Source organism: Spirochaeta lutea (genome assembly GCF_000758165.1).
Lineage (GTDB): Bacteria > Spirochaetota > Spirochaetia > DSM-27196 > Salinispiraceae > Spirochaeta_D > Spirochaeta_D lutea.
In genome coordinates this window covers 46,328-71,418 of record NZ_JNUP01000063.1, presented here as the reverse complement: position 1 = coordinate 71,418, position 25,091 = coordinate 46,328, and the positions used below count along the sequence as shown (strand labels likewise).

Genomic DNA, 25,091 nt, shown 5'->3' with positions numbered 1-25,091 from the left:
CGATGGCGAGGCTCATTCAAACACCCGGTTGTAAGGAGCCATCCGCCGGACTAGGGTACGATTCCCTGCCCCTATGATACCCTAGGGTTTTCCCAAGTCAAATTTGGGGGTTTTTCCTAGTATGATTAAATTTTACTAATAATATGAATTTTGTCTAGGATCCTATCTTTAGTACCTCTATCGATTATCCTACCCACAACAACTCAACCGGGCCTGCCACTTTTTTTCCCTGACCATGGCAGCGCGATTAAAAATTTCTTATATTTTAGAGTGATGAAAACGATCCTGATAATCGATGAATCGCCCCTCATCCGGGAATACCTCAGCACCCAGCTTGAAGCCCTGGGATTTTCAACCATCCCGGCCGTCAACGGGTTGGACGGCTATACCAAGCTGAAGGGTACCCTGCCTGATCTCGTCATCACGGATTTTTACCTAACCCGGAAAAGCTGCATATCCATCCTGGAAGACCGCCTGGAGGATCGTAACATCCAAACCACCCCGGTCATCGTAATGGCTACCAAACTCGCCAAGGATGCTGTGGTACAGCTGGCCCGCCTGAAGGTAAGCAAAATCGTATCCAAACCCCTGCAGCTGGACATCCTGCTCAAGGCGGTGAGCGAGATCACCGGCACCACCCTGGGAACCGACGATACCCCCTGCATCATCGACGCCCATCTGAATGATACCATCCTGTTCATCGAGGTAGCCCGTGGCCTGAACCGCCACAAAATCGACCAGTTGCGCTATAAAATTGCAGAACTCACCAGCCTGTACCAGGTGCAGTCTCCCAAGGTACTGATCATGTTCAGTACCCTGGACCTGGTTCCCGGGGATGAAGAAAAGCTGCTCTTATTTTTCGATGTAATTACCGCTCAGGCTCAGGCCGATCCCCGGTTTATCAAGGTGCTCACCGAAAGCCCCCAGGTAAAGACCATCATGGAAAACCGTCAGAAGCTCCGGGCAATCCAGGTAACGCCCAATCTGGAAGAGGCCATGGAGGGCCTTCTGGGTATGCGCCACGATCAAGGCAACCACCACGATGACGCCCTGCACCGGGTGCTCAGCCCATCCGCTCCAAAATCTCCGGGATCGGAGCTGATCCGCCTGGGATATGACGAGACGGAATCGGGCATCCTGTTTCAGAACCTTGAAATCGCCGTGGTCGACGATGACCCGATCATTCATGAGGTCATAAAAACCACATTCAAACAGAGCAAGTGGACCTTCCGGAGTTATACCAACGGCCGTCTTTTCGCCGCAGACCTCGCCAACCATGAGTTTGCCCTGATCTTTCTAGATCTCATGATGCCCGAACTGAACGGATTCCAGGTGCTGGAGTACCTGCGTCGCAGGGGCGTCGAGATCCCCGTTATTGTCCTTTCCGCCCTCAGCCGCCAAGAAAGCGTTAAAAAGGCCGTCAGCTACGGCATTCACAGTTATATGATTAAACCCCTGAAACCCCGGCAGGTTATCCGCAAAACCGCTGAGGTCTTAAGTCTATCCCTCTAGACGGAGCCGCCCATGAATGATTCGCCGGTGTTCCGTTCGGTATTTTTACAGTCCCCCATAGGCATGGTCATTGTGGATCAAAATCTCTCCGTCCGACTGGCAAACCAGGCCTTCTTACGGATGGTCCAGGGTGACCCCACCCTGGTGACCGGCAAATCCCTGGTGAGCTTCATGGATCAGGCCCACCGTCAGCCCCTGGCCGCAGCCTTTTCAAAGCTCTGGTCCGAGCGGGATGCCGCCTTCCATCTAGAAGTCCAGCCCCTCCCGGCCCCAGCATCCCCCCAGGGCATTCCCCACCGAACCTGGTGGAGGATCAGCGGATCTCCGGTCCGGGAGAGCGGCAACCCCTTCGGAGTGGCCTTCATTCAGGATATTTCCCAGCAGGTTGCCCATGAGCAGCTCTTGGTACAGGAAAAAAAGAGCGCCGATACGGCGGTAAAAACCGCTGAACGGGCGGCGAAGCTTAAAAGCGAGTTTCTATCCACCATGAGTCATGAGATCCGCACTCCCATCCACACCATCATCGGCATGGGGGATCTCCTGGGAGACACCGCCCTGGATGAGGAACAGCAGGAATACAACCGCCAGATATCCTTCGCCGCCGAGGTCCTCCTGGAACTGGTAAGCAACGTACTAGACTTCTCCAAGATAGAGGCCGGCAAACTGACCCTGGAATCCATCCCCTTTGACCTTACCCGTACCCTGGAATCCGCCGTATCCATGCTCTCCCTGGAAGCCCACAAAAAGGGACTGGACGTGGGCGTCTATATTGATCCCGAACTGCCCCGGTGGGTCATGGGCGATCCGGTACGGCTGCGCCAGATCGTGGTGAACCTCTTCAACAACGCTGTCAAGTTCACCGAGATCGGGTTCATCATCCTTCGGTGTCTTCCCCGGGAGGATTCCCATGCTTCCGGGGAGCAGTCCTTTCCGGATTTACCCATCGACTCCCGGAACATCCAGGAGCTTCCCCGGGCGGATATCCAGGAAATCACCCTGCACATCCAGGACACCGGAATCGGCATAGAAAAAGCCAAGCAAGGGGTCCTTTTCCGGGAGTTCAGCCAGGTAGACAGCTCCACCACCCGAAAATTCGGGGGCAGCGGCCTGGGACTGAGCATTACCAAGGGCCTGGTTCAGCTCATGAAGGGCTCTATCTGGGTCAGGAGCAAAACCGGCCGGGGCTCTACCTTCACGGTGGAACTCCCCCTGCCCCTGCCCGATATCCCCGGCCCCGGAGACACCCCGGACAGCCCCTCCTCTCCGGATCCGATGTCCCCTCCCCCCTGGGCCGGCCAGTCCGGAATCCAGGAACTCCTTGATCGGCGTATTCTCCTGGTTGAGGACAACCCTGAACTGCGCAGCCTGACCGCTGCCTACCTTGAACACTGGGGATGTCAGGTGTTCTCCGCCGCCTCGGGTGATGAGGCTCTGGAGATCCTGTACCGTCAGAGCGCCCTGGGCCAGCCCATGGACGCAACCCTCATCGACCTGACCCTGCCGGGCATGGACGGCTGGCACCTTGGCAGTAAAATCACCCCGGATAAAACCATAAACCAGACCAGACTCATCCTCATGAGCCCCCGGGGTACGGGCAGCACCGAGGCCAAGATGAAACTCTTGCACTGGTTCGATGAGTACCTCAACAAACCCCTGGAACAGGATGAGCTTGCAGCCGCCCTCATCCGGATTTTTAGCCGGGACGCCGATCTGGAGGTCCTCGAGGGCCCGGATCCGGACGGGGAGACTGCTTCCCAACTCCAGGGAATCCCTCCCCGTCCCGGCGTGATCCCCCCGGGGAGCCCGGATCAGGTCCCGAGCCCGAATCAGGCCCAGAGCCGGGATCAGGTCCCGAGCCGTAACCAGCCATGGCGGGACAGCCGGATTCTCATTGCCGAGGATACCCCGGTAAACCGCCTGCTGCTCCAGACCATCCTCGCGAAACTGGGCTGTATCGTCACTGAAGCCGAGGACGGTCAGCAGGCTGTGGATGCCCTCGCCCGGGAGAGCTTTGATCTCATCTTCATGGATCTACACATGCCCCAGCTCAACGGGTACGAGGCGGCACAGATTATCCGGGCGGATAACCCCTGGGTGCCGATTATCGCGGCTACAGCCAATGCCGTGAAGGGTGAGCGGGAGGTCTGCCTCTCCGCGGGTATGAACGATATGCTCATCAAACCCTTCCGCCGCCAGGAGGTGGTGACGATCCTGGAGCGATGGCTTCCCAGACCGGCATCCCCCCAGGACCGGGAAGCGCCCGGCTTCGAGGCGAAGACCGGAATTCCCCGGACGGCCGCCTCCCCATCCCCGCCGCCTCCGGGAAATCCGAATGCCCTGGACCCCGAGCAATCCACCCGGGCAGATTCCCTGCTCCCCCCGGCCGCAGCATGGTCGCCCCCTGCTCCGGATCCGGAGATTCTCGACTACCCGGACCTCCTGGATACCTTTATGGGTGATGCCGACACCGTTACCAGGGTGCTTGAAGGATATCTCCCCCGGGCCCGGGAGATCGTGGATGGATTATCGGCCTGGCGGCAGACCGACCCGGGGGATGACCGGGATTGGGCTGAAATTCGTGAACTCTGCCACGCCCTCAAGGGCAGCAGTCTGGGAATAAGCGCACCCGGGGTGGCCAAACTTGCCGCAACCCTTGAACAGGCCGCAGTAGATCAAACCCTCCCCGGACTGAGAACCGGTCTTTCCCACCTTTCCCCTGGGTTTTCCTCCCTGGAACAGGCAATCCGAGCCCTACTTCCCCCTTCAGATACCATCTGAACCAAATTCATATTGACCACCCGAACATCCAATGTTAGACTCCTCTTACTTTGTTTATCTGCATTAACTCTTGAGAGCTTCCTTAGGCTAAACACCCGGCTAATGCAGGATACCCGAGGAGAACACCATGATTCATAGAGGCTGGGGCCGCGTAGGAAGATTCGGCCGCCAAAACAACCCATCACCCGGGAGGATGAGGGGATTCCGGCGCCGCATCGGTCCCGGAAGGCACCTCCCCGGCTCGACTTCCCTTGGGGATGTACAGCCCCACAGCGAGGCGATCATCCAAACCCTGCCCTGCTGCCCCTCCCTGCGTTCCCAGGCCATCAGCCAGGGACTGTTACCGGGCTCCAGGATCATGATGGTAGAAAACAGGCACGGGGGCACCAGACTCGTTCAGTCCGGAGATAGTCTCCTAGCCCTGAGTCAGGAACTTGTCCAAGCCATTGGGGTAACACCCCTAGGAATGAAACCAGACCATAACCACCACAGCTAAAGGAGGATCTACCCATGACCACCATATTACGAAAAGGATTCCGGGGGACCATAGCCGGATACCGCCCGGGCAGCAGCGCATACCGCCGGAGCCTACTCTCCATGGGGCTCACCCCGGGAGAAGAAATCCATGTAACCGGCATTGCCCCCCTAGGGGATCCCATTGAGATCGAACTCCGGGGATACAATCTCTCCCTGCGTAAGGCAGAGGCAGAAATTCTCATCTTCCGGGACAATCCAAAAGGAGGAGAGCTATGAGCCCCGACCGATCCGGCGCAGCCAAACACCCCGCCCCGACCAAGGCACCAACCATCGCCCTCATCGGGAACCCGAACTGCGGCAAAACCACCCTCTTCAACGGCCTTACAGGCAGCACCCAGCGCACGGGAAACTGGCCGGGCGTAACAGTGGAACAGGTATACGGGATTCTTACCCTGCCGGGGGAAGCCAGGAGGACCAAGGATGCCGCCACCCAGGCCCCGAATCTGGATCACGGTCCCCGGGGAAGCAAGCCCTCGCCGGTACAGGTGGTGGATCTACCCGGCCTCTACTCCCTGAATGCGAATTCCGAGGATGAACAGGTGGCCCGGCGGTTTATCCTCTCCGGTCAGGCGGATCTGGTGGTGAATCTGGTAGACGTCTCCAATCTGGAGCGCAATCTCTACCTCACCCTCCAGCTTCTGGAAATGGGCACCCCCCTCATGGTAGTTCTCACGAAAACAGACCGTATTACCCGGGAGATTAACACCCAGGCCCTCTCCCGGGCCCTGGGCGGTATCCCCGTGGCCGCAGTAAACGCCCGAAACCGCCAGGACCAGGCTGACCTAGCCGGCCGGCTCGGCACCCTTGTGGCGCCCCCTCCCTCTCACCCTCGCCCCAGAGATACCCAACCCCTCCCGGTCGTACCCTATCCGGAGGAGCTGGAAGGCTGGATTAAAACCCAGGAGACCCTGCTTGGCGACCTGGCCGCTGATTTGGCGGTTTCTCCCCGGTGGCTTGCAATCAAATACCTCGAACAGGATGAGGAATTAACACCCCGGATCCGGGAACGCCTCAACAGCTCCGCCGCCGCCCTGGAGGCGACCCTGGAAATGGATCCCGACATCCTGGTAGCCGATGCAAAATACCGGCTCATCCGCAGCATATCCCAGGATACCCTAAGAAAACCCAACCGCAGCTGCTGCGCATCCCCCGGCACATCCAGCCTTAACCACCGCCCCGATCAATCCGGCGGAGCAGCCCCAACCCCTCCCTCCCGCCGGAGCAGGGGCGGACGACCGGGACTCTCCAGGGCAGATAGAATCACCATGCACCGGGTCTGGGGAATACCCATTTTCCTGGGGGTCATGTACCTGGCATTCTGGTTGACCATGACCATCGGCGGAGCATTCATCGACTTCTTTGATATTCTCTTTGGCACTATTTTTGTGGACGGTACTGCCGCCTTGCTGAACACCCTGGCTGCACCGGCGTTTCTCCGAGTGCTGCTGGCTGACGGATTGGGAGCGGGCATACAGACCGTGGCGACCTTCATTCCCGTGGTGGGTATGATGTTCCTGGTTCTCTCCCTCTTGGAGGAATCGGGGTACATGGCCCGGGCCGCCTTTGTCATGGACCGACTGTTACGGAGCATCGGTCTGCCGGGCAAGGCCTTTGTTCCCCTTTTGGTGGGATTCGGATGCACCGTGCCCGCCATCATGGCAACCCGAACCCTGGAACATAAACGTGACCGGATAATCACCGGCTTCATGGCACCCCTCATGTCCTGCGGCGCGCGGCTGCCGGTCTACGCCCTCTTCGCTGCGGCCTTTTTTCCCGACGCCTCGGGCCTTGTGGTGTTTTCCCTCTACATAACCGGCGCTGTCCTGGCCATAGGAACCGGCCTGCTGGTAAAGCGCACCCTCTTCACCGGACCGCCCACCCCCTTCATCATGGAACTGCCCCCCTACCAGGCGCCGAGGATAGTGCCTCTGGTTTCCTCGGTGGGCCGTCGTCTGGGGCAGTTCAGTCTCCGGGCGGGTAAGGTGATTCTGATAGCAGTGGCAGTTCTGGGCATTCTAAACTCCATCGGAACCGACGGCAGCATCGGCAACCAGGATTCCGAAGAATCCCTCCTGAGCCTTATGGGAAAGACCATTCAACCGGTCTTCCAACCCATGGGAATCCAGGAAGACAATTGGCCGGCCACCGTCGGCCTCTTCACCGGCATCTTTGCAAAAGAAGCAGTAGTCGGAACCCTAAACTCCCTCTACTCCCAAGTTGATGCCCAGATTGCTGCCCCCGCGGCAGCCCCGAACCCAGCTCCTGAAACCGATTCCCCTCCAGCCCCTGACGCGGCTGCCGAGTCTCCGGCATTCTCCCCATGGCCGGGCATCCGAGAAGCCTTCCTCAGCATACCGGCGAACCTTACAGGCTGGATCGAGGGCCTGGCAGACCCCCTGGGCATCGGAATGATCCAGGGGGACAGCCAAGAGGTCATTCAGGAGGCCGGTGGGGATGCAGCGACCGCAGCGGCCCTGACCAGCCGGTTCAGCCCCGCAGGCGCCTACGCCTACCTGCTCTTCGTCCTTATCTACTTTCCCTGTGCAGCAGCCCTGGGTGCCATGGTCCGGGAGATGGGAGCCGGATACGGGTGGGCCGCAGTGGTCTACCTAACCGTCCTAGCCTACAACATCGCAACCCTCTTTTATCAGCTCGCCGAGGGGGGAAGCATCATCGCCATCCTTCTTTCCCTCCTCAGTTTGGCGGGTATATACGGGGCCTTCTACCTGGTCGGCCGGAGGAGGGGTGCTCTGAACACCCCTGGGGCTAGCTCATCCCGGGATGTGGCATGATCACCCCGAGTTTACACGATCTCCTGGGGGTTCTGCCCCCGGGACGTCCGGCCACCTACCTGGAGCTCCAGCTCTCTCTGGACTGCAGCCCCGGCGACCTGAACAGCCTGCTCCAGTTCGCCCGAGACCGGGGTACCATTCTCTGCCAGCCCCTAAGCCCAGCCCCCGAAACCGGACCGCCCCCCTGCGTCCGGTTTTGCAGCTCCGGTACAACGGGGCAAGCTCGGGGTCCCGGGGTGACCGGACACCGCCGGGGTTGCGCTGGCTGTCCCCTGGCGGACGGCATGAGAATCACCCCAACAGTATCTAGTCAAACCGGAGACCCTGGGCCGGAGCCGAACTTCCGGACCATGATGTTCATGAAGGCACCCCGGCAGGTTGTATAAATCCTTATTAATCCGCTAAGATACTACAAGATATTACCGGAAAGGAACCCTATGCCCCGAAGGTCAAAACACCCCAGTACAAAGCCGGACACCCAACGCCTCGGCCTGCTGATGATGCTGATCCTGGTGCCCGCTCTGGGCTTTTCCCACCCCCACATCTGGATCGATACGGCGGTAACACCCCGGTTTAATTCCGCAGGCCTGGCCGAGCTGGGGGTGGAATGGACCTTTGATGAATACTACTCCTCGGCGGTTCTGGTTGATGCCGATGCAGACGGAGACGGGACCCTTGACCCCGAGGAAATAGCCGTCGTCCGGGAACTGATGTTCAGCCACCTCGTATCCCGGAGCTACTTCTTCTTCATTTTTGTAAACAACCGCCGGCTTTCCATCCCCGAAGCCCGCTCCTTCACCAGCAGTATCACCCAGGGCCGCCTGGTCTTCCAGTTCACTCTGGACACCCCAGTCCCCTGGCAGGATCTGCCCGCCTTGCGCATCGCCAATATCGACCAGAGCTACTACACCGACTTCCTGCTTACCGCCTCGGAAACCCCCATCTCCACCCGGGGCCGAAGCATCCAGCCCTATCTTCCCACCGAAACCTGGGACTTCGGCGAATGGGGCCGCCTGCCGGTACAATCTCTGCGGTTCAGGATCCTGCCATGATCCGGCTTCCAATCCTCTTGTTTCTCCTCCTGTCCCTTCAGGCCCTGCCCCTCTTCGGTCAGGATCCCTTTTTTCGCGGTGATTCCAAGACCCCTGGCTCATCGCCGTCCCAGGAATCACCGACTCCGGTGCTGAACTCCACCCCAGCACCCCTGGCCTCCCCCTTCCAGGCTGCAGCCTCCTGGATCCGCCGCACCTCCCGGGAATTACACAGCCGGCTCTCGGACCTTACCCGCCGGGTCATGGAAGAAGCAGATATCGGCGCGGGAGTCTCCGCCTTCCTCACCGCAGTGTTGTTTGGAATCATCCATATCCTCGGACCCGGCCACGGAAAGGTATTCACCGTCTCCTACTTTTTGGGAAACCGTGCCAGATTACGCCAGGGCATCGCATACAGCGCCCTGGTCAACCTGGTGGACAGCCTGTCCGCCGGGGTAGTGGTCTTCTTAGGCACGGTGGTATTCCAGGTGGTGTTTTCCAACTTCCAGAACGAGGCCTCTTGGTGGCTCCAACTGGTCAGTTACAGCCTGATTCTGATTCTCACCCTGGGCCATTGGATCTCCCACCATAGGCCGAGCATGCATCATCATCATTCCCATCCCCACCACCTCCCGGAAGGTAGAGGGGGCCATTCCGGCCACTCCCACGGGGAACCGGATACCCCCCGGTCAGCCGGACCGTCCTCCCCCCTGGGGCTTGCTATGAGTGTAGCCCTCGTTCCCTGCCCGGTGTCCACCGCCATCCTGGTCTACGGGGTTGCAAACCGCAGCCTGGCATTCAGCGTCTTCCTGGTGGCGGGGGTCTCCCTGGGGGGATTCATCGCCATGTCAGCCCTGGCGGTAGGCGTGGTAGCCGGCAGACAGCAGTTACAAACCCTGCTGCATCGGAGCCACTCTCCGGCGGGCAGGGTATTGGGTATCCTTGAGGCAGTAAGCTCGGGGGTAATCATACTGTTCGCCGGTATCATGCTGATCTCGCTATTGGTGCCCGGGCCCTAGGCTCGGGGGAGGAACCCGTACAAACCCGGAGCGCCTTCTCTAAGCTCACCCGGCCCTAGGCTCGGGGAAAGAGCGGGACCAATAAAACTCAACTTGTTCCGCCTCACTATGGAGAAAATATTACCTTTTTAGAGGCGCCCCTATTGATTAACCATTCCTATGCATTACAATGAACGAAATGGAGGAATAATGGGCGCAAAAACGGTACTGGTTGTGGATGATTCCCGGATCATGCGGAACATTGTTAAGAACACCTTTTTATCCATGAATATTCCCTGCGAGTTTATCGAGGCCTCCACGGGGAAGGAAGCCCTGGTACGGCTGGATAATAATGCCATCGACCTGGTTCTCCTGGACTGGAACATGCCCGAACTGTCGGGCTTGGATTTTCTGAAGCAGGCGCGTTCGAATCCCCTCCATAAAGATCTGCCTATCATCATGATTACCAGCGAGGCAGCCCGGTACAACGTCATTGAAGCCCTGAAAAACGGGGCTACGGATTACATCATCAAGCCGGTGAACGAGAAGACCTTCCAGCAGAAGTTGGCAAAGCTACACCTGAAATAGGAGTCCGATGTGGAAAAATATATACAACCCTTCGTTGAGGTTTGCGAATCGGTATTCCGAGATTTTCTCCAAACCGAGGTACGGGCTGACAGGCCCCACTTCATCGACCGCAGCGAGGCGAACAATTGGGATATTTCCGCTGTCATCGGGCTAACCGGGGAGGCCCGGGGGGCGGTGGTTATCTCCATGAAGCTGAACCTGGCCCTGTCCCTTACCAGTACCCTGACGGGGCAGCAGCACACCGGTCTGGACGACGAGGTGGTGGATGCCATCGGCGAGGTGGTAAATATTATCGCCGGTAATGCCAAACGCGGGCTGGAGGAATCCTTCCGGCTGGTCATCTCCCTGCCGACCATCGTCCGGGGAAACAACCATTCGGTTATCTGGCCCACCGAGCAGACCAGGATCATCTGCATTCCCTTCCGTCTTCCCTCGGGGGATACGTTTTGCCTTTCCGTGGCTATCGAGGCGGTTGGATAGAACGGCGGCAGTATCCGGTCCGTCAACCCGGGGTCTTTCCGGAATCCAGCCCAGGATTGGGTTCCGATTACCATACCAGAAACCAGATAAAAAAGGGATGAACCATGACCAGTCGCAAGACAAACCTCTTCGTGAATCTTATTACCAGCGGAAAAGAATTCGATCCCCGGGACCCCTCGGCGATGGACGGAAGAATCCGGTACATCATGCTCAATACCCTCATCATTCTGGGCGGCAGTCTGCTCTTCCTCTTCGGGTATCAGAGCCTCCAGGCCGGTGCGGGGATTCAAGCGGCCTTCGACATCGCCATGGGGCTTACCACCCTGGTGGGGTTCTTCCTGCTCCGGAGCAGCGCGCCCTTCATCATTTCCGGATTTCTTACCGTCGTGCCGTACATGTTCCTCTGCGGGTTTCTCACCTTTGGGGGAGGGGTCCAGGGGTCGGGGGTGTTATGGGCATTCTCCTTTCCCATTATTGCCGTTTTCGTTTTGGGTATGCAGTGGGGATCCATGTTGGCCGGCCTTCTGGGTGTATTCCTCGGGGTGACGGTGCTCCTTCCCGGGCTGGCTCAGATGGATTTCCAGACGGGATTCGCCCTCCGGGCCATTGGGGTGTACCTCCTCATTTTCGCCTCCACCATCGTCTACGAGCGCACCAAAATGAACAAGGACATCCAGTTGGCTGCGTTGAACCGGCGCCTACAGGTAGAACGCGACGAAATCACCGCCATGAAAGACAATCTGAAGGACGGCATCTTCCTGATAAACGAAGAATACCAGATCCAACCCAACTACTCCCCTTCTGCTGCCCGCATCCTGGATGTTCCGGACCTGTCAGGCATGAGTCTTCCCGGTCTGCTGACCAGCTCACTCAAGGATAAGGAGCTACAGTCTGTTCAGGATTACTTCGACATGGTCCGTCAGCGCTCCTTCGATGAGGAGATGCTCCTAGACATCAATCCCCTCCACGAATTCACCTACCAACCCACCCATGGCGGCGAACCCAGGATTCTGGCATGTAGTTTCGCCCCGGTGGACCGGGAGGACGGCCAGGTGCAGATCCTCTGCCTGATCAAGGACCAGACCCGGGAGGTCGAGCTTACCCGCCAGCTCTCTGAAGAGGAGGCGAAGCGCCAGGAGGAGATGCAGTCCCTCTTCGAGGTCATCCACGTGGATCCCCGGGTCTTCGACGACTTTATTCAGGATACCGATTACGAGCTTGAACAGATCAATCAGATCCTCAAGGACTCCCGCACCCAGACCCAGGCTGCCATGGTACAGACCTTTCAGGGCGTCCACGCCATAAAATCCAACGCGGTTATCCTGGGACTCCAGAATTTCGGCCAAAAACTCCATACCATTGAACAGGACATAGCCAATCTTCGGGAGAACCCAGACATCACCTTTCAGGATACCCTCCGAGTCACCCTCCAGCTGGAAGATATTTACCGTTCCCTGGATGTATTCAAAACCCTCATCGGCAAGATCCGGTCCTTCAAATCCGGAGAGATCCACCTCCAGGGGGAACATGTCCTCATTAAGACCCTGGAAAAGGTGGCTGAAAAAGCCGCATCCGCCCAGGGGAAACAGGTCCGTCTTGAAATCGACGCCCTGGAACCCCATATCCTGGAAGACCTCCCCCGCCGGGAACTCAAGGAGATCCTCGTCCAGCTGGTACGGAACGCCGTGTATCACGGCATTGAGCCCCCGGATCAGCGGAGTTCCTCAGGAAAACCCGGCCAGGGGACCATCCGCCTTTCCATTACCAGGACCGACGACCATGGCATTATCACCCTGGAGGATGACGGTCGGGGCTTGAACCTCGAATCCATCCGCCAAAAAGCGCTTTCCCTGGGGCTGTTGCGGGATTCCGATGGCCCTCACACCCCATCCTCCCTGTTTAAGCTGCTCTTCTCCCCAGGCTTCAGTACCGCTGGGCAGGCGGATCTCCATGCAGGCCGGGGTGTGGGCCTCAGCCTCGTGAGGGACCGCCTCAAATCGGTGCAAGGGCGGGTGAAAATCCAGCAGGAAGAACACCGCGGCACCCGGTTCTGCCTGCATATCCCCCTCCTGGTCCAAGAGCAAACCCGGGAGGATACCGCCTGAGTACCCCGGAAGCCGCTCCCGTCCTGCCCCCCGGGCCCACCGGGGGCTGTTACAAGGTACCAAAACTCGCTACACTCCCCACCGCGGGAGGCTCTCATGATACATCTATCGGGGATTTCGGTTGTCCACGGCGATCGGGTTCTCTTTTCCAAGGCTGATCTATTAGTACGCCGGGGAGACCGGATCGGCCTGGTAGGTCCTAACGGGGCGGGTAAATCTACGGTTTTTCGCCTTATAACCGGTCAGGAAAAACCGGATTCCGGTTCAATCACCATGGATCCAGGGGTGGATCTGGGATACTTCTCCCAGGAGACGGGAGAGATGCAGGGCGGCAGCCTCTTCGAAACCCTCATCCGGGGTGCCGGCCGGGTAAGCCAGGTAGCCCGGGAGCTGACCGACCTGGAAAACCGTATGGCCGACCCGGAGGGCTTCTCCGAGAAAGACATGGACCGCTACGGGGAGCTCCAGGAGGAGTTCCTGAATCTGGACGGATACAACCTAGAAACCAAGGCGGAAACCATCCTCACCGGCTTGGGATTTTCCCGGAACCGCTGGGATGAACCCGTGGAGTCCTTCTCAGGGGGATGGAAGATGCGGATCGCCCTGGGCCAAATCCTCCTTCAGAATCCCACCGTACTGCTTATGGACGAACCCACCAACCACCTGGATCTGGAATCCATCGTCTGGCTGGAATCCTGGCTCAACACCTTTGACGGAACCATCGTCATGACGAGCCATGACCGGGAATTTATGACCCGGCTCTGCAGCAGAACCGTTGAAATCGCCCAGGGCACCATCACTACCTACTCGGGAGACTACGACTTCTACCTCACGGAACGTCAAATCCGACGGGAACAATTAGAGGCTACATTCAAGCGCCAGCAAGCCATGCTTGCCAAGGAAGAGGAATTCATAGCCAGATTTGCCGCCAGGGCCAGCCATGCGGCCCAGGTACAGAGCCGCATTAAAACCATCGAAAAAATCGACCGGGTAGAACTCCCCCCGGATCCCAAAACCATGAAAATCCGCTTTGCCCCGGTACAGCGTAGCGGCGACCAGGTGGTCGTATTGGAGAACCTGGAAAAATCCTGGCCCCAAGAGGACGGCAGCCGGCTCCAGGTCTTCGGCGGAATTTCGGCCACTATAGCCCGGGGCGATAAAATCGCCCTGACCGGTATCAACGGTGCCGGAAAATCCACCCTTCTGAAGGTCATCTCGGGACAAACCGAGCCGAGTTCCGGAGTAGTAACCCTGGGCGGCAGCGTGGAAATGGGCTATTTCAGCCAATACAGCAGCGATCTACTAGAGCCGGGAAACACTATCCTCGAAGAGGTGCAGCACCGCCTTCCCCTGGCAACCATCGGTAGCATCAAAAGCATCCTCGGGGCCTTTCAGTTTTCCGGAGACGATTCGGAGAAAAAGATCAGCGTCCTCTCGGGGGGAGAAAAAAGCCGGGTCATGCTTGCCTGTATGCTCGCCAGACCGGTAAACTTCTTGGTATTGGATGAGCCCACCAATCACCTGGATATCGAAAGCCGCGAGGTTCTGCTCGAGGCTCTCCAGGAATTTGACGGCACCCTAATCCTAGTCAGCCACGACCGCTACTTCTTAACCCGGATTGCAAACCGGGTCTTCGAAATCGACCGCGGCACTATGTCCGTTTTTGAGGGCGACTACCCGTACTACCAGGAAAAAACAGCCGCGTTATCTCGGTAACCGACCCGAGATTTCCCCCGAACTGTAACATTTTCCCCGGCATCGCTGTATCTTAAAATGGGAGGACAGCCTGAGAATCCTTTGCTACTCAACACTCAGCACTCGGCAGTCCGGTGAAGGCTGCCCGGGTAATACCCGCCCACCCCGAAGATAAAGGAGTAAATTGTGGCCCAAGAAGATTTTTTCAGCCGATTCAACATCGATCCCTTGGCCTTCGACCGGAGCGGACTACGCTGGTCGACCCTGGAAGATATTGCCCGCAGCTACGAAACCATCAAACCCGAGCTGCACACCCTGGGACGGTATGTGGTTGACAGCCTGCTGAAGTGCACCAAGGTTCACTCCCTGAACTACCGAATCAAGGAAACCGACCATCTCCTCGAAAAAATCATCCGGAAGACCATCGCGGATCCATCCCGGAACATAACCCCGGAAAATGTCACCCAGGAGGTTACAGACCTTATCGGTATCCGGGCCCTGCATCTGTTTAAGGAGGATTGGATCAATATCCATGAATACCTGCAGAAACACTGGAACTTCGCCGAGGCCCCTACGGCCTACTACCGTCACGGCGATTCCCCCCGGATCTTGGACTACTACACCGAAAAACAGTGCCGCATTCAGGAACATCCCCACGGCTACCGCTCAGTGCATTACCTGGTGGAATCCAATCCCGGTAAAGGCCGCTACATCGCAGAGATTCAGGTCCGGACCATCTTTGAGGAAGCATGGGGCGAAATCGATCACGTTGTGCGCTACCCCTACTACACCGACAACGATATGCTTGTACGGCTCTCGTCCATTCTGAACCGGCTCTCGGCGGATGCAGACGAGTTGGGAACCTACATGCGTTACTTAAAGAATCAAACCGAAACCACCGAACGGCTTCACTCCAGGGAACTGGCGGATAAAAACCGCATTATCGACACCCTGCGCCGCCAGATCAATGAGCTCTCCATCGACACCAAGGAAAAAACCCGGATCACCGGCAGCCTGGACGAATTGGAACAGCACCGTCCCCCCGAGCCGCCCCGCAGCTCCGACCACCCCTGGCTGGATAGCTTCATTGATTCACCCCTGTTCCGGACCCTCTCATCCCGGATCGATCAAATCGTCCGGTCGGAACAGTTCCCCCCCATCGAAATCTCCCCGGAAGAACAACAACTCGTGGAGAACGCAGGCAGCGAGCTGTTCAAAATCCTGGGTGATCCCCAAACAGTCAAACGCCTGCTGGAAAACCCCCAGACCCGTTCCCTCATCGAACAGTACCACCCCCAAGACCCGGACCAGGATCGGGACCAGAATTCCGACGGGGATTAACAACTATCTTAGTGCGCACGATCCAAGAACTCTCTACGGCTTCCCGGGAAGATTTGACTTTTTCCAGCAGCAACAGTATTTCTACTACCATGGATAACACAGTACTCACCCGGGAATTCTTTAATAACAGCGTTTTAGACTATCTGCTTTCCGCCGGCCTGGTTTTAGGCGGCCTCTTGGTGCTTTGGGCGCTCTCATGGGCAATAAAACAGTCCCCAAAAAACCATGACAGTGGGCTGGGTTCCATGGCCGGGATAGCCCTGGGGCTCATCCGGCCCCTGGCTGTCATCGGTCTGATCTATGCCGCCCTCACCAGGCTGACCCTGCCCCAGGATCTTGAAGGGGGAATCCGGGTTGGTCTGGGCCTCCTTGCGGCATTTCTGGTTCTGCGACTCCTGGTAGCTGCTGCGGGCAATGTCCTGAGCCGGTATCTGGAACGCCGGGGTCCGGAGGAAGCGAACCGGTTAAAGCCCCTCAGGGCAATCCTGTCCCTGCTCATCTGGAGCCTGGGGTTCATCTTTGTTCTGGATAATCTGGGATTCAACATCTCAGCCATCGTTGCCGGACTGGGTGTTTCGGGAATCGCCGTAGCCATCGCTGCCCAGGGTATTCTGGGAGACCTGTTTAACTACTTTGTCATCCTCATCGACCGCCCCTTCGAGGTGGGAGATTTCATTCTGTTCGGGGATAAAATGGGAACCGTGCAAAAGGTGGGCATCAAAACCACCAGGATCCTCACCCTGGCCGGGGAAGAATTGGTGGTTTCCAACTCCGACCTGACCAAGACCCAGGTGCATAACTTCAAGAAGATGAAACGCCGGAGGATCGTTTTCACCTTCGGGGTTGAGTACAGCACCCCGAAGGACCGCCTGGAGCAGCTCCCTAAAACCCTCAAGAGCATTATCGACGATATTCCCCAGGCCAGCTTCGACCGCTGCCACTTCGCCCGGTTCGCCGGTTCATCCCTGGACTTCGAAACCGTGTACTACGTCGAGGTTCCGGACTACGCCCAGTACATGGACATCCAGCAGGAGATCAATCTAAAACTTCTGGAGGCCTGCCGGACCCTGAACGTGGAGTTCGCCTTCCCCACCAGAACGGTTCACCTGCAGCAATAGGAGCAGGTGTTGTTAGGGTGATTCAACTGCGCTAAGCACATCCACCAGGCCCTGGATCAGTCCCACGAACCGGCTTTCATTGAGCCCCTGGGAGGGATTGTTCCAGGTCGCACTGATGATGTAGGTGCGGCCATTCTTGGCTTCCACCCCCAGGGTCATGTTTATTGCCCCGGGCTCGGATCCCCCCTTATACCCTATCCGGGCAACCCGCTGCTCATCCAAGGCGATCCCGGGGTTGATAGATAAAATCTCCCGGACCCGTTCATCCTCATTCTCCAGCCAGAGATCAGTCATAACCGCCTGGAGGGATGCGGTAGTACCCAGGTACCCCGTAGAGCCCACATCCACGGGACGTCCCCCGGGAAAGATGGACGACGCATCAGGCAGCTCTCCCCCAAGCTGGGATGCTATCTGTCTCCGCTGGGCTGCCGTCGGTGCTGCCTTGAAGCGCTCCCTGGCCCGGTGATCCGCCTTTAGCTGGAATAGCTGCCGGGTGCTCAGGATGGGTAGGCTGGCTTCGGTTACTCCGTAGTGAGTCATGGCGTATTCTTCTACAGCCTCGGGGCCAAGGTAATCCAGGAGGATATCCGTGGCGGTGTTATCGCTTTGACTGATCATCAGCCCGGCCAGGCTGTAGAGGGTGAAGGGGGCTCCTTCGGACCATGTGTGCAGAAACCCCGAGGGAAGGGAGCGGTGCTTGGGCCGGAGTTCCACAATGTCTTCCCATGAGGCCTGGCCCCGGTGTATTCGGTCGGCCAGGGCGCTGAGGATAAAGAGCTTCATGGTGGACCCGATATTCAATACCTCCCCGGCATTCAGGGCGGTCACCGGTTCTCCTCCGGGGTGGGCGGTCACTATCAGGCTCGTATTTCCCTCCAGGGCGGCGACATCATCTACAATCTCCTGTATTCCGCTGGCTACCGGAGCGGGATTACCCAGCCACAGGGTTGTGATGCGGGGATCCTCCGGGGCCGCGATACCCAGAACCATGGGAACCTTGAATCCCTGGCTGAAGAACAGGGCGAAATCCCCCAATTCTGTGTTCCGCAGCCGGGTTACCTCCAGACGGTCCACCCGGCCGAGTTGACTTCCGTACTGACCGAAGATTGCTTGAATTTGGGTAAAGGGAACTTGGACTAGAAAATCGGGATGAAAGTCCCCGGGGTTCACCGGTTCCGGTGCTTCAACCCTTCCATCCCCGCCGCTTGATGGGGCGGGGGTATCGGAATCACCCTGTCCCAGAAACGAAGCTGCAACCCTGCGAGCCATCTGCTCTACCATGGGAACCTCCCGGCTATCATCAGTTTGCCCCGAAACAGGGTGGGCAAGCCCCGCGCTCAGACCGAGCGCCACCAGTCCGACTAACCAAATCCGTGTATTCATCCGCTACTCCTGTCGGAACTAGTGTACCCCCGGGCAGGGCCATTATTCAATGCGGAGGAGGGCGGCGGCCACCCCAACCCTGGTCTTGCAACCAGCAGCCTCGGGTGTTGATGCACATCCATAATGGCCGTACCCGGGTGGGGTCTAGGAGGCAGGTACAGTCTGGGAACCGGCCTTGGTCTGCCCCAGCTCCAGGTAATCATCCTGGGTAAAAACCCGGCTCATATTGAGAAGTATGATAAACTGATCATCCCTCTTACCAACTCCGGTAATGAAATCGCTGTCCAACCGGGTTCCCATCCGGGGAGGCGGGTCAATCTGCTCCCCGGGCAGGGTTATCACCTCCTGAACGGAGTCCGCCAGGCACCCCAGCACCAGCTGGTCTTCCCCCGCCTGGATGTCCATGACAACAATCCGGGAGTCCATGGTCAGCTGAATCTCGGGCATGCCGAACCGGGTTCGCAGGTCCACTACCGGCACAACGCTTCCCCGGATATTGATTACCCCCTTCATCCATCCAGGCATCCGGGGAATCTTTGTGAGCTCTGTCATCTCCAGGACTTCTCGCACCTGGGTAACCTCCACCGCGTATTCATCTCCATCCAGGGTAAAGGTCAGGTATTGGCTTTGGTCGTTCATTCTAAAACTCCTCTATGTCCAGATCATACTCTTCGGTCTGGCCGCTGGGCAGGTCTAGGTGGATGCCTGTTCCCCTATCGGGTACCTGTTTTTTCGGGGCTGGCGCCGGTGAGGCCCCCTTCCGGGGGCTGTCCTGGCTGCCCTGAGCCTTGGACTGGTTCTTGGTCCCCTGGACCGGCCGGGATTCCGATTTGGTCCGGGGCCTGTCGGCCCGTTTCTGTTCAGCATCGGAGGATTGATGCTCCTCCCGGCCCAGGGCTGCTGGGTTCTGAGGCTGGGATTCTCCGGCAGGCGGTTTGGCCTTGGAGCCTCCCGAGGCCTGGGTTTTAGACCCGCCGGTTTTCCCCGATCCGACTGCCCTCTGGATTCCATGATCGTCGGAGAGGGCGTAGGCTGGGGTCCTCGATGTGCCGGCCTGGTTCTGGGTCCTGGCGTCGGTGAGCAGCCGGGTTGATCCGCTTTGAGCACGAGTTATCTTGAAGAAGGAGATCACATCCTGGAGCTGTTCCGCCTGGCCCGCCAAGCCCTCGGCGGTGGCTGCCATCTCTTCCGAGAAGGAGGCATTCTGCTGGATAACCTGGTCCAGCTGGCTCAGGGCAGAGTTTATTTGGGTAACCCCGGAATTCTGTTCCTTGCTGGCGGCGGAGATCTCCTGAATGAGCTCTGCGGTTTTCCTGATATCCGGAACGATCCCGGAGATCATCTGGCCGGCTTGCTCGGCCACATCCACGCTTTTCTTCGAAAGCTCGGAAATCTCGCCGGCTGCCTTCTGACTCCGCTCAGCCAGCTTTCTGACCTCGCTGGCAACTACGGCAAACCCCTTGCCCTGTTCCCCCGCCCGGGCGGCCTCAATGGCGGCATTCAATGCCAGGAGATTGGTATTCCGGGCAATATCCTCGATGATGACGATCTTTTCTGCGATCTGACGCATAGCAATCACCGTTTCTTCCACTGCCTGGCCGCCCTTTTCAGCGTTTACCGCCACCTGGCGGGACATGACATCGGTTTGCTGGGCATTCTCGGCGTTCTGGGCGATATTTGCCCCCATCTCTTCCATGGAGGCGCTCACCTCCTCGGTGGATGAGGCCTGCTCTGTTGCACCGGAAGCAACCTGCTGAGCCGAATAGCTCATTTCCTGGCTGCTCTGGCTCACGGTATTCGCCGATCCCTGAACATCCCGGACAACCCCGGTAATCCGTTCGGTCATGGTGCGCAGGGCCTCCGCCAGCTGACCGATCTCATCCTTCTGATACACATCCAAGTTCCTGGTCATATCGCCCTCGGCGATCGCCAGGGCGTAGGTAACCCCCTTGCCCAATGCACGGGTTATCATCCTGGTTAACCCCACGGCGATAACCAAGGCGAGGACCAGGGCGATCACAAGACCGATGATGATGGCAGTAATGCTGGTGGTCACGCGGTCAACTGCAATTTGGGCTACTTCGACAGTACGGCTTAATCCCGCCTCCGCTACCTCCTGTGCTGCATCGACCACGGTATTACCGGTGTCAATACGCAGAGTATTGAGATTTTCTAGATTTCTCGAGGCAGCCAGAATGTCTCGCATGGCCTGTTCGTAGTTTTGGGTGGCGCTTCGCACGGTTGTGAGACGATCCAAATCAATCTGCTGTCGTGTGATACCACGGATTGTTTCAAGTTGAGCATAAATACCCGGAAACTCCCCAATCGCATCCTCCATAATGGAAAATTCACTTGTGACCTGGGCCCTGAAGTTCGCTACCCGAATATTATTCGTGGTATCGATAATGCTACTCATCCACACAATCTTATTAAGCCGCTCGTTTAAATCAGCTTCACTGGTGTTTCCACGGATATCTTGATCCATGGCCGTACTTTGGGAGGTTAAATATTCCTGGGCCGCATCCAGAAAATTCTTTGCAGCTACATCGGTCCTCTCACGAGCCGATAGTATGTTCTCTACTGCCGTCTTCGTCTGAACGGCATACCCCTCATAGGCAGAGGTATTACTGCGCAATGTAGAGATGCCCGCCTCCAACTGCTTCAGGTTGGGGAAGGCTGCCACCAGGGCCGCCGCTTGGTCAATCCCAGATTTCAACTGGGCTGAATAGGTCAGATTATCATCATAGAAACTGGAATCGAAGCTGTATGAGTAACCCCGCATGGCGTACATGGTCTGCAAGGCGTCCCGCTGTATGGCTGACGCCAGGTCCACCTCGGGAATGTACTGTTCGTCCAAGGCAATGGAATCACCCTGAATTTGCAGCATGTTGATGATGGCTAAACCTCCTACAACAATTACCAGAAGGATTACTAACCCAAAGCCGAGGGCCATCTTGGCGCCGAGTTTAAGATTCTTGAACATGGTCAACTCCTTTATTTTGAGATTCAGGGGACTGCGCGTATTCCCGCAGAACCTGAACCAGTCTCTTATGGTCGAAGGATTTATCCAGGAGCATATCCGCCCCGAGTTTTAGACACCGGGCCCGGTTATGGTCGCTGGGGAAATTAGTAAAGACGATCACCTTGGGCCGGTTTTCCCGACTCTTCAAAAATTCCAACACCTGGAAACCCGAACCGTCACCCAACTGAAGGTCCAGTATCAGGACCTGGGGCTGCTCAACCTGGAGCTGCTGGAGGGTACTGAACAGGCTGTGGGACTCATCAATCCGAGATATCCCCGGGATGGGGCTGATAAGCTTCGACAAATGGTGGCGGAGCATTCCTGAATCGTCGGCAATGAGTACCTTCATAATCCAAGTGTTATGTCTTCAGAGGAATTTTGCTGCCGCGAAACCTTGCAAAAACGTGCCGCAATTTTCGCGGCATTGGTAGGTGCCCCGCTGAACTGACGGCACCAGCTGAACCGCTTCTCCCAAACAGCCCCTGTCCACTCCACGGAATGGTTCTACAGCAGCCCCTGGGAAACCACGTAGCGGATCAGCTCAGCGTTACTGGTGAAACCCATCTTCTTCCAGAGCCTGCTTTTGTAGGAACTGACGGTGTTGATGCTTAAACCAAGGGATTCCGATGCCTGACGCAGATTTTGGCCTCCGGCGAACAATACCATGAGCTCAAACTCCCGGTCGCTGAGCCGGGTATGGGGGGGACCCTCAGCGCCTCCCAGGTCTTCATACGCCAGGCTGCGGGCCGCTTCAGGACTGAGATAGCGTTCTCCCCGGGCAAGACACCGGATAGCCTGGATCAGCTCCCCCCCGGCACGGTCCTTAGACAAATATCCCCGGGCTCCGGCCTTCATACATCGCCGGGCATACTGTTCCTCAGGATGAAAACTCAGAACCAGTACCCCCAGGGCCGGATCCTGAACTTGAATATCCTTCAGCACCTCCAAACCCGGCCGATCCGGCAGGTTTAGATCCAGAACCAGAACATCCGCTTCAATTCGGCTCAGCAGTCGGAGTACGGATGCTCCATCCGCCGCTTCGGCGCAGCACTCCATATCCGGTTCCCGGTCGATCAGGCGCTTGAATCCTTCCCGGATAAGTTCGTGGTCGTCTCCGATACATACCCGGATCATGTACTGCTCCTTCGGTCCCCGGCAGGGCTCCAGGGAATTCCTGCTACAACCCGGGTTCCCACCCGGGGGGCGGTATCCAGGATAAACCAGCCGCCCAGCTGTAAGGCGCGCTCTTCCATCCCGATGATGCCGAAGGACCGCCGGGATGACCTCGGTTCTGATACTGTCCCTTCGTTGCTCCGCCGCCCCCTGGATGAAGACCCCGGGATTTCGGAAGCAACGGCTTCCTCCCCGAACCCCGAGCCCCGACCAGCCGCGCCGCCTGGAGCCGAGCCCCCTGGCCTGGCTGAATGCGGTCCCGCTCCCCGGAAATGCTCCTGGGGCGGATGGTATTTCCGGGGTTTCGGCCGAAGCTCGTAGAGTGGTCCGGGACGCTTGGCCTGCCAGCCCCCCTCAGCCAAGGAGAAGCCCCTTCCGTCATCCTGAACCTGGAGCAGAAGCATGGGTTCAGGCAGGGGACTGTAGGCCATTTCTACCTCAATGGATTTCGCCTTCCCGTGGGTTACCCCATTGGTCATGGATTCCTGGGCAATCCGGAACAATGCCAGGGCTGTGTCCCGGGGGGGCTGGGGAGATTCCTGGAAGGTATCGCAGATCCACCGTACCCTCACCCGGAAGGTGTCGGAAAACTGCCTGCAGTACCATTCCAGGGCCTCGCAGAGCGATCCGGAATCCAAAAGAGGAGGACGCAGAATCTCGATAATGGATCGAACCTTTCGGATCGTACCGTCCAGTACCAGGGCCATCTCATCCAGAATCTCCCGGGCGCCCCGGGGCAGAATCTCCTGGTCCAGCATGGTGAGGTTCATTTTCAGGGCCGTCAGAGACTGTCCGAGATCGTCGTGGATCTCCCGGGCGATCTTCTGCTCCTGGTCTTCCCGGAGCTGTTGAATATGCCCGGAAAGCTCCCGGTACATCTGTTCCCGCCGGAGGAGCTCCCGCTCCGCCCGAAAGAGCTTCAGTGCCAGTTCGATGCCGGCCACAACCATGGCGCCGTTTCCGGGAATCTTATGCACATACCCGTATTTTGTCATATCCCGGGATCTGCGCAGGGTTTCCGGATCGGCATAGGCTGTATGCAGTACCACCGGGACGTCTACAATGTCGTGGAGCTGCCGGGTGGTTTCAAGACCGTCCATACGGCCGGTTCCGAGATGTATGTCCATGAGAATCACATCGGGAATGACACCCCGGCGCAATAGATCCAGACAAGCCTCGCCACTGAGTACCGAGGAGGCCGAAAACCCCGCTTTCTCCAGGGTTTGCTCTAGGGCAAAGGAGGAAATTGCATCATCCTCCACAATTAAAACCGTGGATTGTCTCATTCCTGTTCACTCCCGCAGGGAAACTCAATCCGGCATTCGGTATAGGAGTCCGGTCGTACATCCCAGACCATGGTGCCCTGGAGCTGTCCTGCCAGAAGAGCCACCACAGTCAACCCCAGACCCAGGGGACCGGTAGCGCTCCCATCAGCGGCGGAGGACCCCCGGCCTTCAGTCCCTCGGGTGAGGGTATCCAGCACCCGAACATCCAGGGATCCCCGGTTATCCCGGACCGAAAGGCAGAGCCTATGGGCATGGCAGCTCCCTACCGTCACCTGGAGTGAGTCGGCCCCACTATGCCTACAGATATTCGATACCAACTCGTTGACTATTAACCCGCAGGGGACCGCCTGATCCAGGGAAATACTATGCCCCCCAGTATCCACCCGCCAGCTCCCGGTGTACCCGTAGTCGCCGATATTCTGAGCCACCACCCCTTCCAGGAATTCCTGCATCCGCACCATGTCATGGGTCTTCGGCTCCAAGGCGCTCTGATGTGCCATGGCAATACAGGTTACCTGGGTGCGCGCCTTATCCAGGGCCGTGAGAATCCCCTCAACATCTTCAGAATCAAAGCGATCCCGCTGAAGGTTTAGCAGACTCGAAATTATTGTCAGATTGTTTTTAACCCGATGGTGGACCTCCCGGATGAGCAGGTCTTTTTCCCGGAGGGTTTCTTTCATGGTTTGGGTGATTCGAATGCTCTCGGTAACATCCATCAGCACGGCTAACACCCCGCTGCCGGTGCTTCCTTCGGGAGCCGCATCCATGGAAAACCAGCGCGGTTCCCGCTCCCCGGCAAGCCGAATACCTAGGAGTTGATTGGTCACCGGATTTCCATCCCGAGCCGCCCGGAGGTGGGGCATCCGTTCGGGCTCCAGAAGTCTACCCTGATCATCCATCCAGCCGCCAATCTGGCCAGAATCGTTTACAAACAGATCCGCATCCGATCCAAAGACCCTCCGGGCTGCCTGGTTTTGATATCGTACCTGCCCCCAAGGGGAGAAAAGCAGAACGGGGTGGATCATGGCATCAAAAAGCGCCCGGTAGCCTTCATCCGGKCTGCCGGKCTGGTTCGATTGGTAGTCCATATTCCCAGTGTAGTCTATCTATTTGGCAACATGCCAATAAAATATCCAGATTATTATGTAGTGCGCAAAAGATTGTAAAAGACACCAGCCATAGCGGAACAACCAATATTTCTACTCATGGGTGGTGTCGCCGGGGTGCAATGGTACAACCTTTTGCGCACTAC

General features: G+C 57.8%; 21 protein-coding genes. 14 read left to right on the top strand and 7 right to left on the bottom strand.

All coding sequences use genetic code 11. From position 1 onward, the window contains the following. The first annotated feature begins 273 nt into the window (after nt 1–273). The 14 genes from DC28_RS07835 (at nt 274) to DC28_RS07770 (ending at nt 16,975) form a co-directional block, all read left to right on the top strand. Nucleotides 274–1,512: a response regulator gene (locus DC28_RS07835; RefSeq protein WP_037547506.1), complete on the top strand. Its 1,239-nt coding sequence runs from the start codon at nt 274–276 to the stop codon at nt 1,510–1,512. Between the two features lie 12 nt (nt 1,513–1,524). After that, on the top strand, nt 1,525–4,290 hold the full coding sequence (locus DC28_RS07830; protein ID WP_037547505.1) for a response regulator: 2,766 nt from the start codon (nt 1,525–1,527) through the stop codon (nt 4,288–4,290). A gap of 127 nt (nt 4,291–4,417) precedes the next feature. Continuing rightward, nucleotides 4,418–4,786, top strand: coding sequence for a FeoA family protein (locus tag DC28_RS07825; protein WP_081942059.1), 369 nt, complete (start codon nt 4,418–4,420; stop codon nt 4,784–4,786). Between the two features lie 14 nt (nt 4,787–4,800). After that, nucleotides 4,801–5,043, top strand: coding sequence for a FeoA family protein (locus tag DC28_RS07820; RefSeq protein WP_037547499.1), 243 nt, complete (start codon nt 4,801–4,803; stop codon nt 5,041–5,043). After that, nucleotides 5,040–7,619 carry a ferrous iron transport protein B gene (gene feoB, locus DC28_RS07815; RefSeq protein WP_052078614.1) on the top strand — a complete coding sequence of 860 codons (2,580 nt, stop codon included), beginning with the start codon at nt 5,040–5,042 and terminating at the stop codon, nt 7,617–7,619. The genes DC28_RS07820 and feoB overlap by 4 nt, the downstream gene beginning before the upstream one ends. Then, on the top strand, nt 7,616–8,005 hold the full coding sequence (locus tag DC28_RS07810) for a hypothetical protein (RefSeq protein ID WP_037547497.1): 390 nt from the start codon (nt 7,616–7,618) through the stop codon (nt 8,003–8,005). The genes feoB and DC28_RS07810 overlap by 4 nt, the downstream gene beginning before the upstream one ends. Nucleotides 8,006–8,056: 51 nt before the next feature. Further along, on the top strand, nt 8,057–8,671 hold the full coding sequence (locus DC28_RS07805; protein WP_037547495.1) for a DUF1007 family protein: 615 nt from the start codon (nt 8,057–8,059) through the stop codon (nt 8,669–8,671). Continuing rightward, entirely contained in the window at nt 8,668–9,669 is a 1,002-nt protein-coding gene (locus tag DC28_RS07800) for a nickel/cobalt transporter (protein ID WP_037547490.1), read from the top strand. Before DC28_RS07805 ends, DC28_RS07800 begins: the two co-directional genes overlap by 4 nt. 189 nt (nt 9,670–9,858) lie before the next feature. Then, the gene (locus tag DC28_RS07795; protein WP_037547488.1) at nt 9,859–10,236 is read left to right on the top strand and encodes a response regulator; all 378 of its coding nucleotides are present in this window, start codon (nt 9,859–9,861) and stop codon (nt 10,234–10,236) included. 9 nt (nt 10,237–10,245) lie between these two features. Continuing rightward, nucleotides 10,246–10,716: a chemotaxis protein CheX gene (locus DC28_RS07790; protein ID WP_037547486.1), complete on the top strand. Its 471-nt coding sequence runs from the start codon at nt 10,246–10,248 to the stop codon at nt 10,714–10,716. Between the two features lie 104 nt (nt 10,717–10,820). Beyond that, on the top strand, nt 10,821–12,821 hold the full coding sequence (locus tag DC28_RS07785; protein WP_037547485.1) for an ATP-binding protein: 2,001 nt from the start codon (nt 10,821–10,823) through the stop codon (nt 12,819–12,821). 96 nt (nt 12,822–12,917) lie between these two features. Continuing rightward, nucleotides 12,918–14,537: an ABC-F family ATP-binding cassette domain-containing protein gene (locus tag DC28_RS07780; protein WP_037547483.1), complete on the top strand. Its 1,620-nt coding sequence runs from the start codon at nt 12,918–12,920 to the stop codon at nt 14,535–14,537. Nucleotides 14,538–14,702: 165 nt separating this feature from the next. Next, a complete protein-coding gene (locus DC28_RS15465) occupies nt 14,703–15,857 on the top strand; it encodes a RelA/SpoT domain-containing protein (RefSeq protein ID WP_052078613.1) in 1,155 nt (384 codons plus the stop codon). Between the two features lie 89 nt (nt 15,858–15,946). Next, entirely contained in the window at nt 15,947–16,975 is a 1,029-nt protein-coding gene (locus DC28_RS07770; protein ID WP_037547586.1) for a mechanosensitive ion channel family protein, read from the top strand. Between the two features lie 12 nt (nt 16,976–16,987). Here the strand turns inward: DC28_RS07770 and DC28_RS07765 are convergent, their stop codons facing one another. The 7 genes from DC28_RS07765 to DC28_RS07735 form a co-directional block, all read right to left on the bottom strand. After that, nucleotides 16,988–18,358, bottom strand: a complete 1,371-nt coding sequence (locus tag DC28_RS07765; RefSeq protein WP_037547481.1) for a serine hydrolase — start codon at nt 18,356–18,358, stop codon at nt 16,988–16,990. Between the two features lie 144 nt (nt 18,359–18,502). Beyond that, nucleotides 18,503–18,997: a chemotaxis protein CheW gene (locus DC28_RS07760; protein WP_037547479.1), complete on the bottom strand. Its 495-nt coding sequence runs from the start codon at nt 18,995–18,997 to the stop codon at nt 18,503–18,505. 1 nt (nt 18,998) lies between these two features. Then, complete coding sequence (locus tag DC28_RS07755; RefSeq protein ID WP_052078611.1) at nt 18,999–21,341, bottom strand: HAMP domain-containing methyl-accepting chemotaxis protein; 2,343 nt, start codon at nt 21,339–21,341, stop codon at nt 18,999–19,001. Further along, nucleotides 21,325–21,729, bottom strand: coding sequence for a response regulator (locus DC28_RS07750; RefSeq protein WP_037547477.1), 405 nt, complete (start codon nt 21,727–21,729; stop codon nt 21,325–21,327). The genes DC28_RS07755 and DC28_RS07750 overlap by 17 nt, the downstream gene beginning before the upstream one ends. A 155-nt stretch (nt 21,730–21,884) precedes the next feature. Further along, complete coding sequence (locus tag DC28_RS07745) at nt 21,885–22,514, bottom strand: response regulator (RefSeq protein ID WP_037547475.1); 630 nt, start codon at nt 22,512–22,514, stop codon at nt 21,885–21,887. Further along, complete coding sequence (locus tag DC28_RS15460; protein WP_052078610.1) at nt 22,511–23,839, bottom strand: ATP-binding response regulator; 1,329 nt, start codon at nt 23,837–23,839, stop codon at nt 22,511–22,513. Before DC28_RS15460 ends, DC28_RS07745 begins: the two co-directional genes overlap by 4 nt. Then, nucleotides 23,836–24,927: a sensor histidine kinase gene (locus DC28_RS07735; RefSeq protein ID WP_037547473.1), complete on the bottom strand. Its 1,092-nt coding sequence runs from the start codon at nt 24,925–24,927 to the stop codon at nt 23,836–23,838. Before DC28_RS07735 ends, DC28_RS15460 begins: the two co-directional genes overlap by 4 nt. Nucleotides 24,928–25,091: the final 164 nt, after the last annotated feature.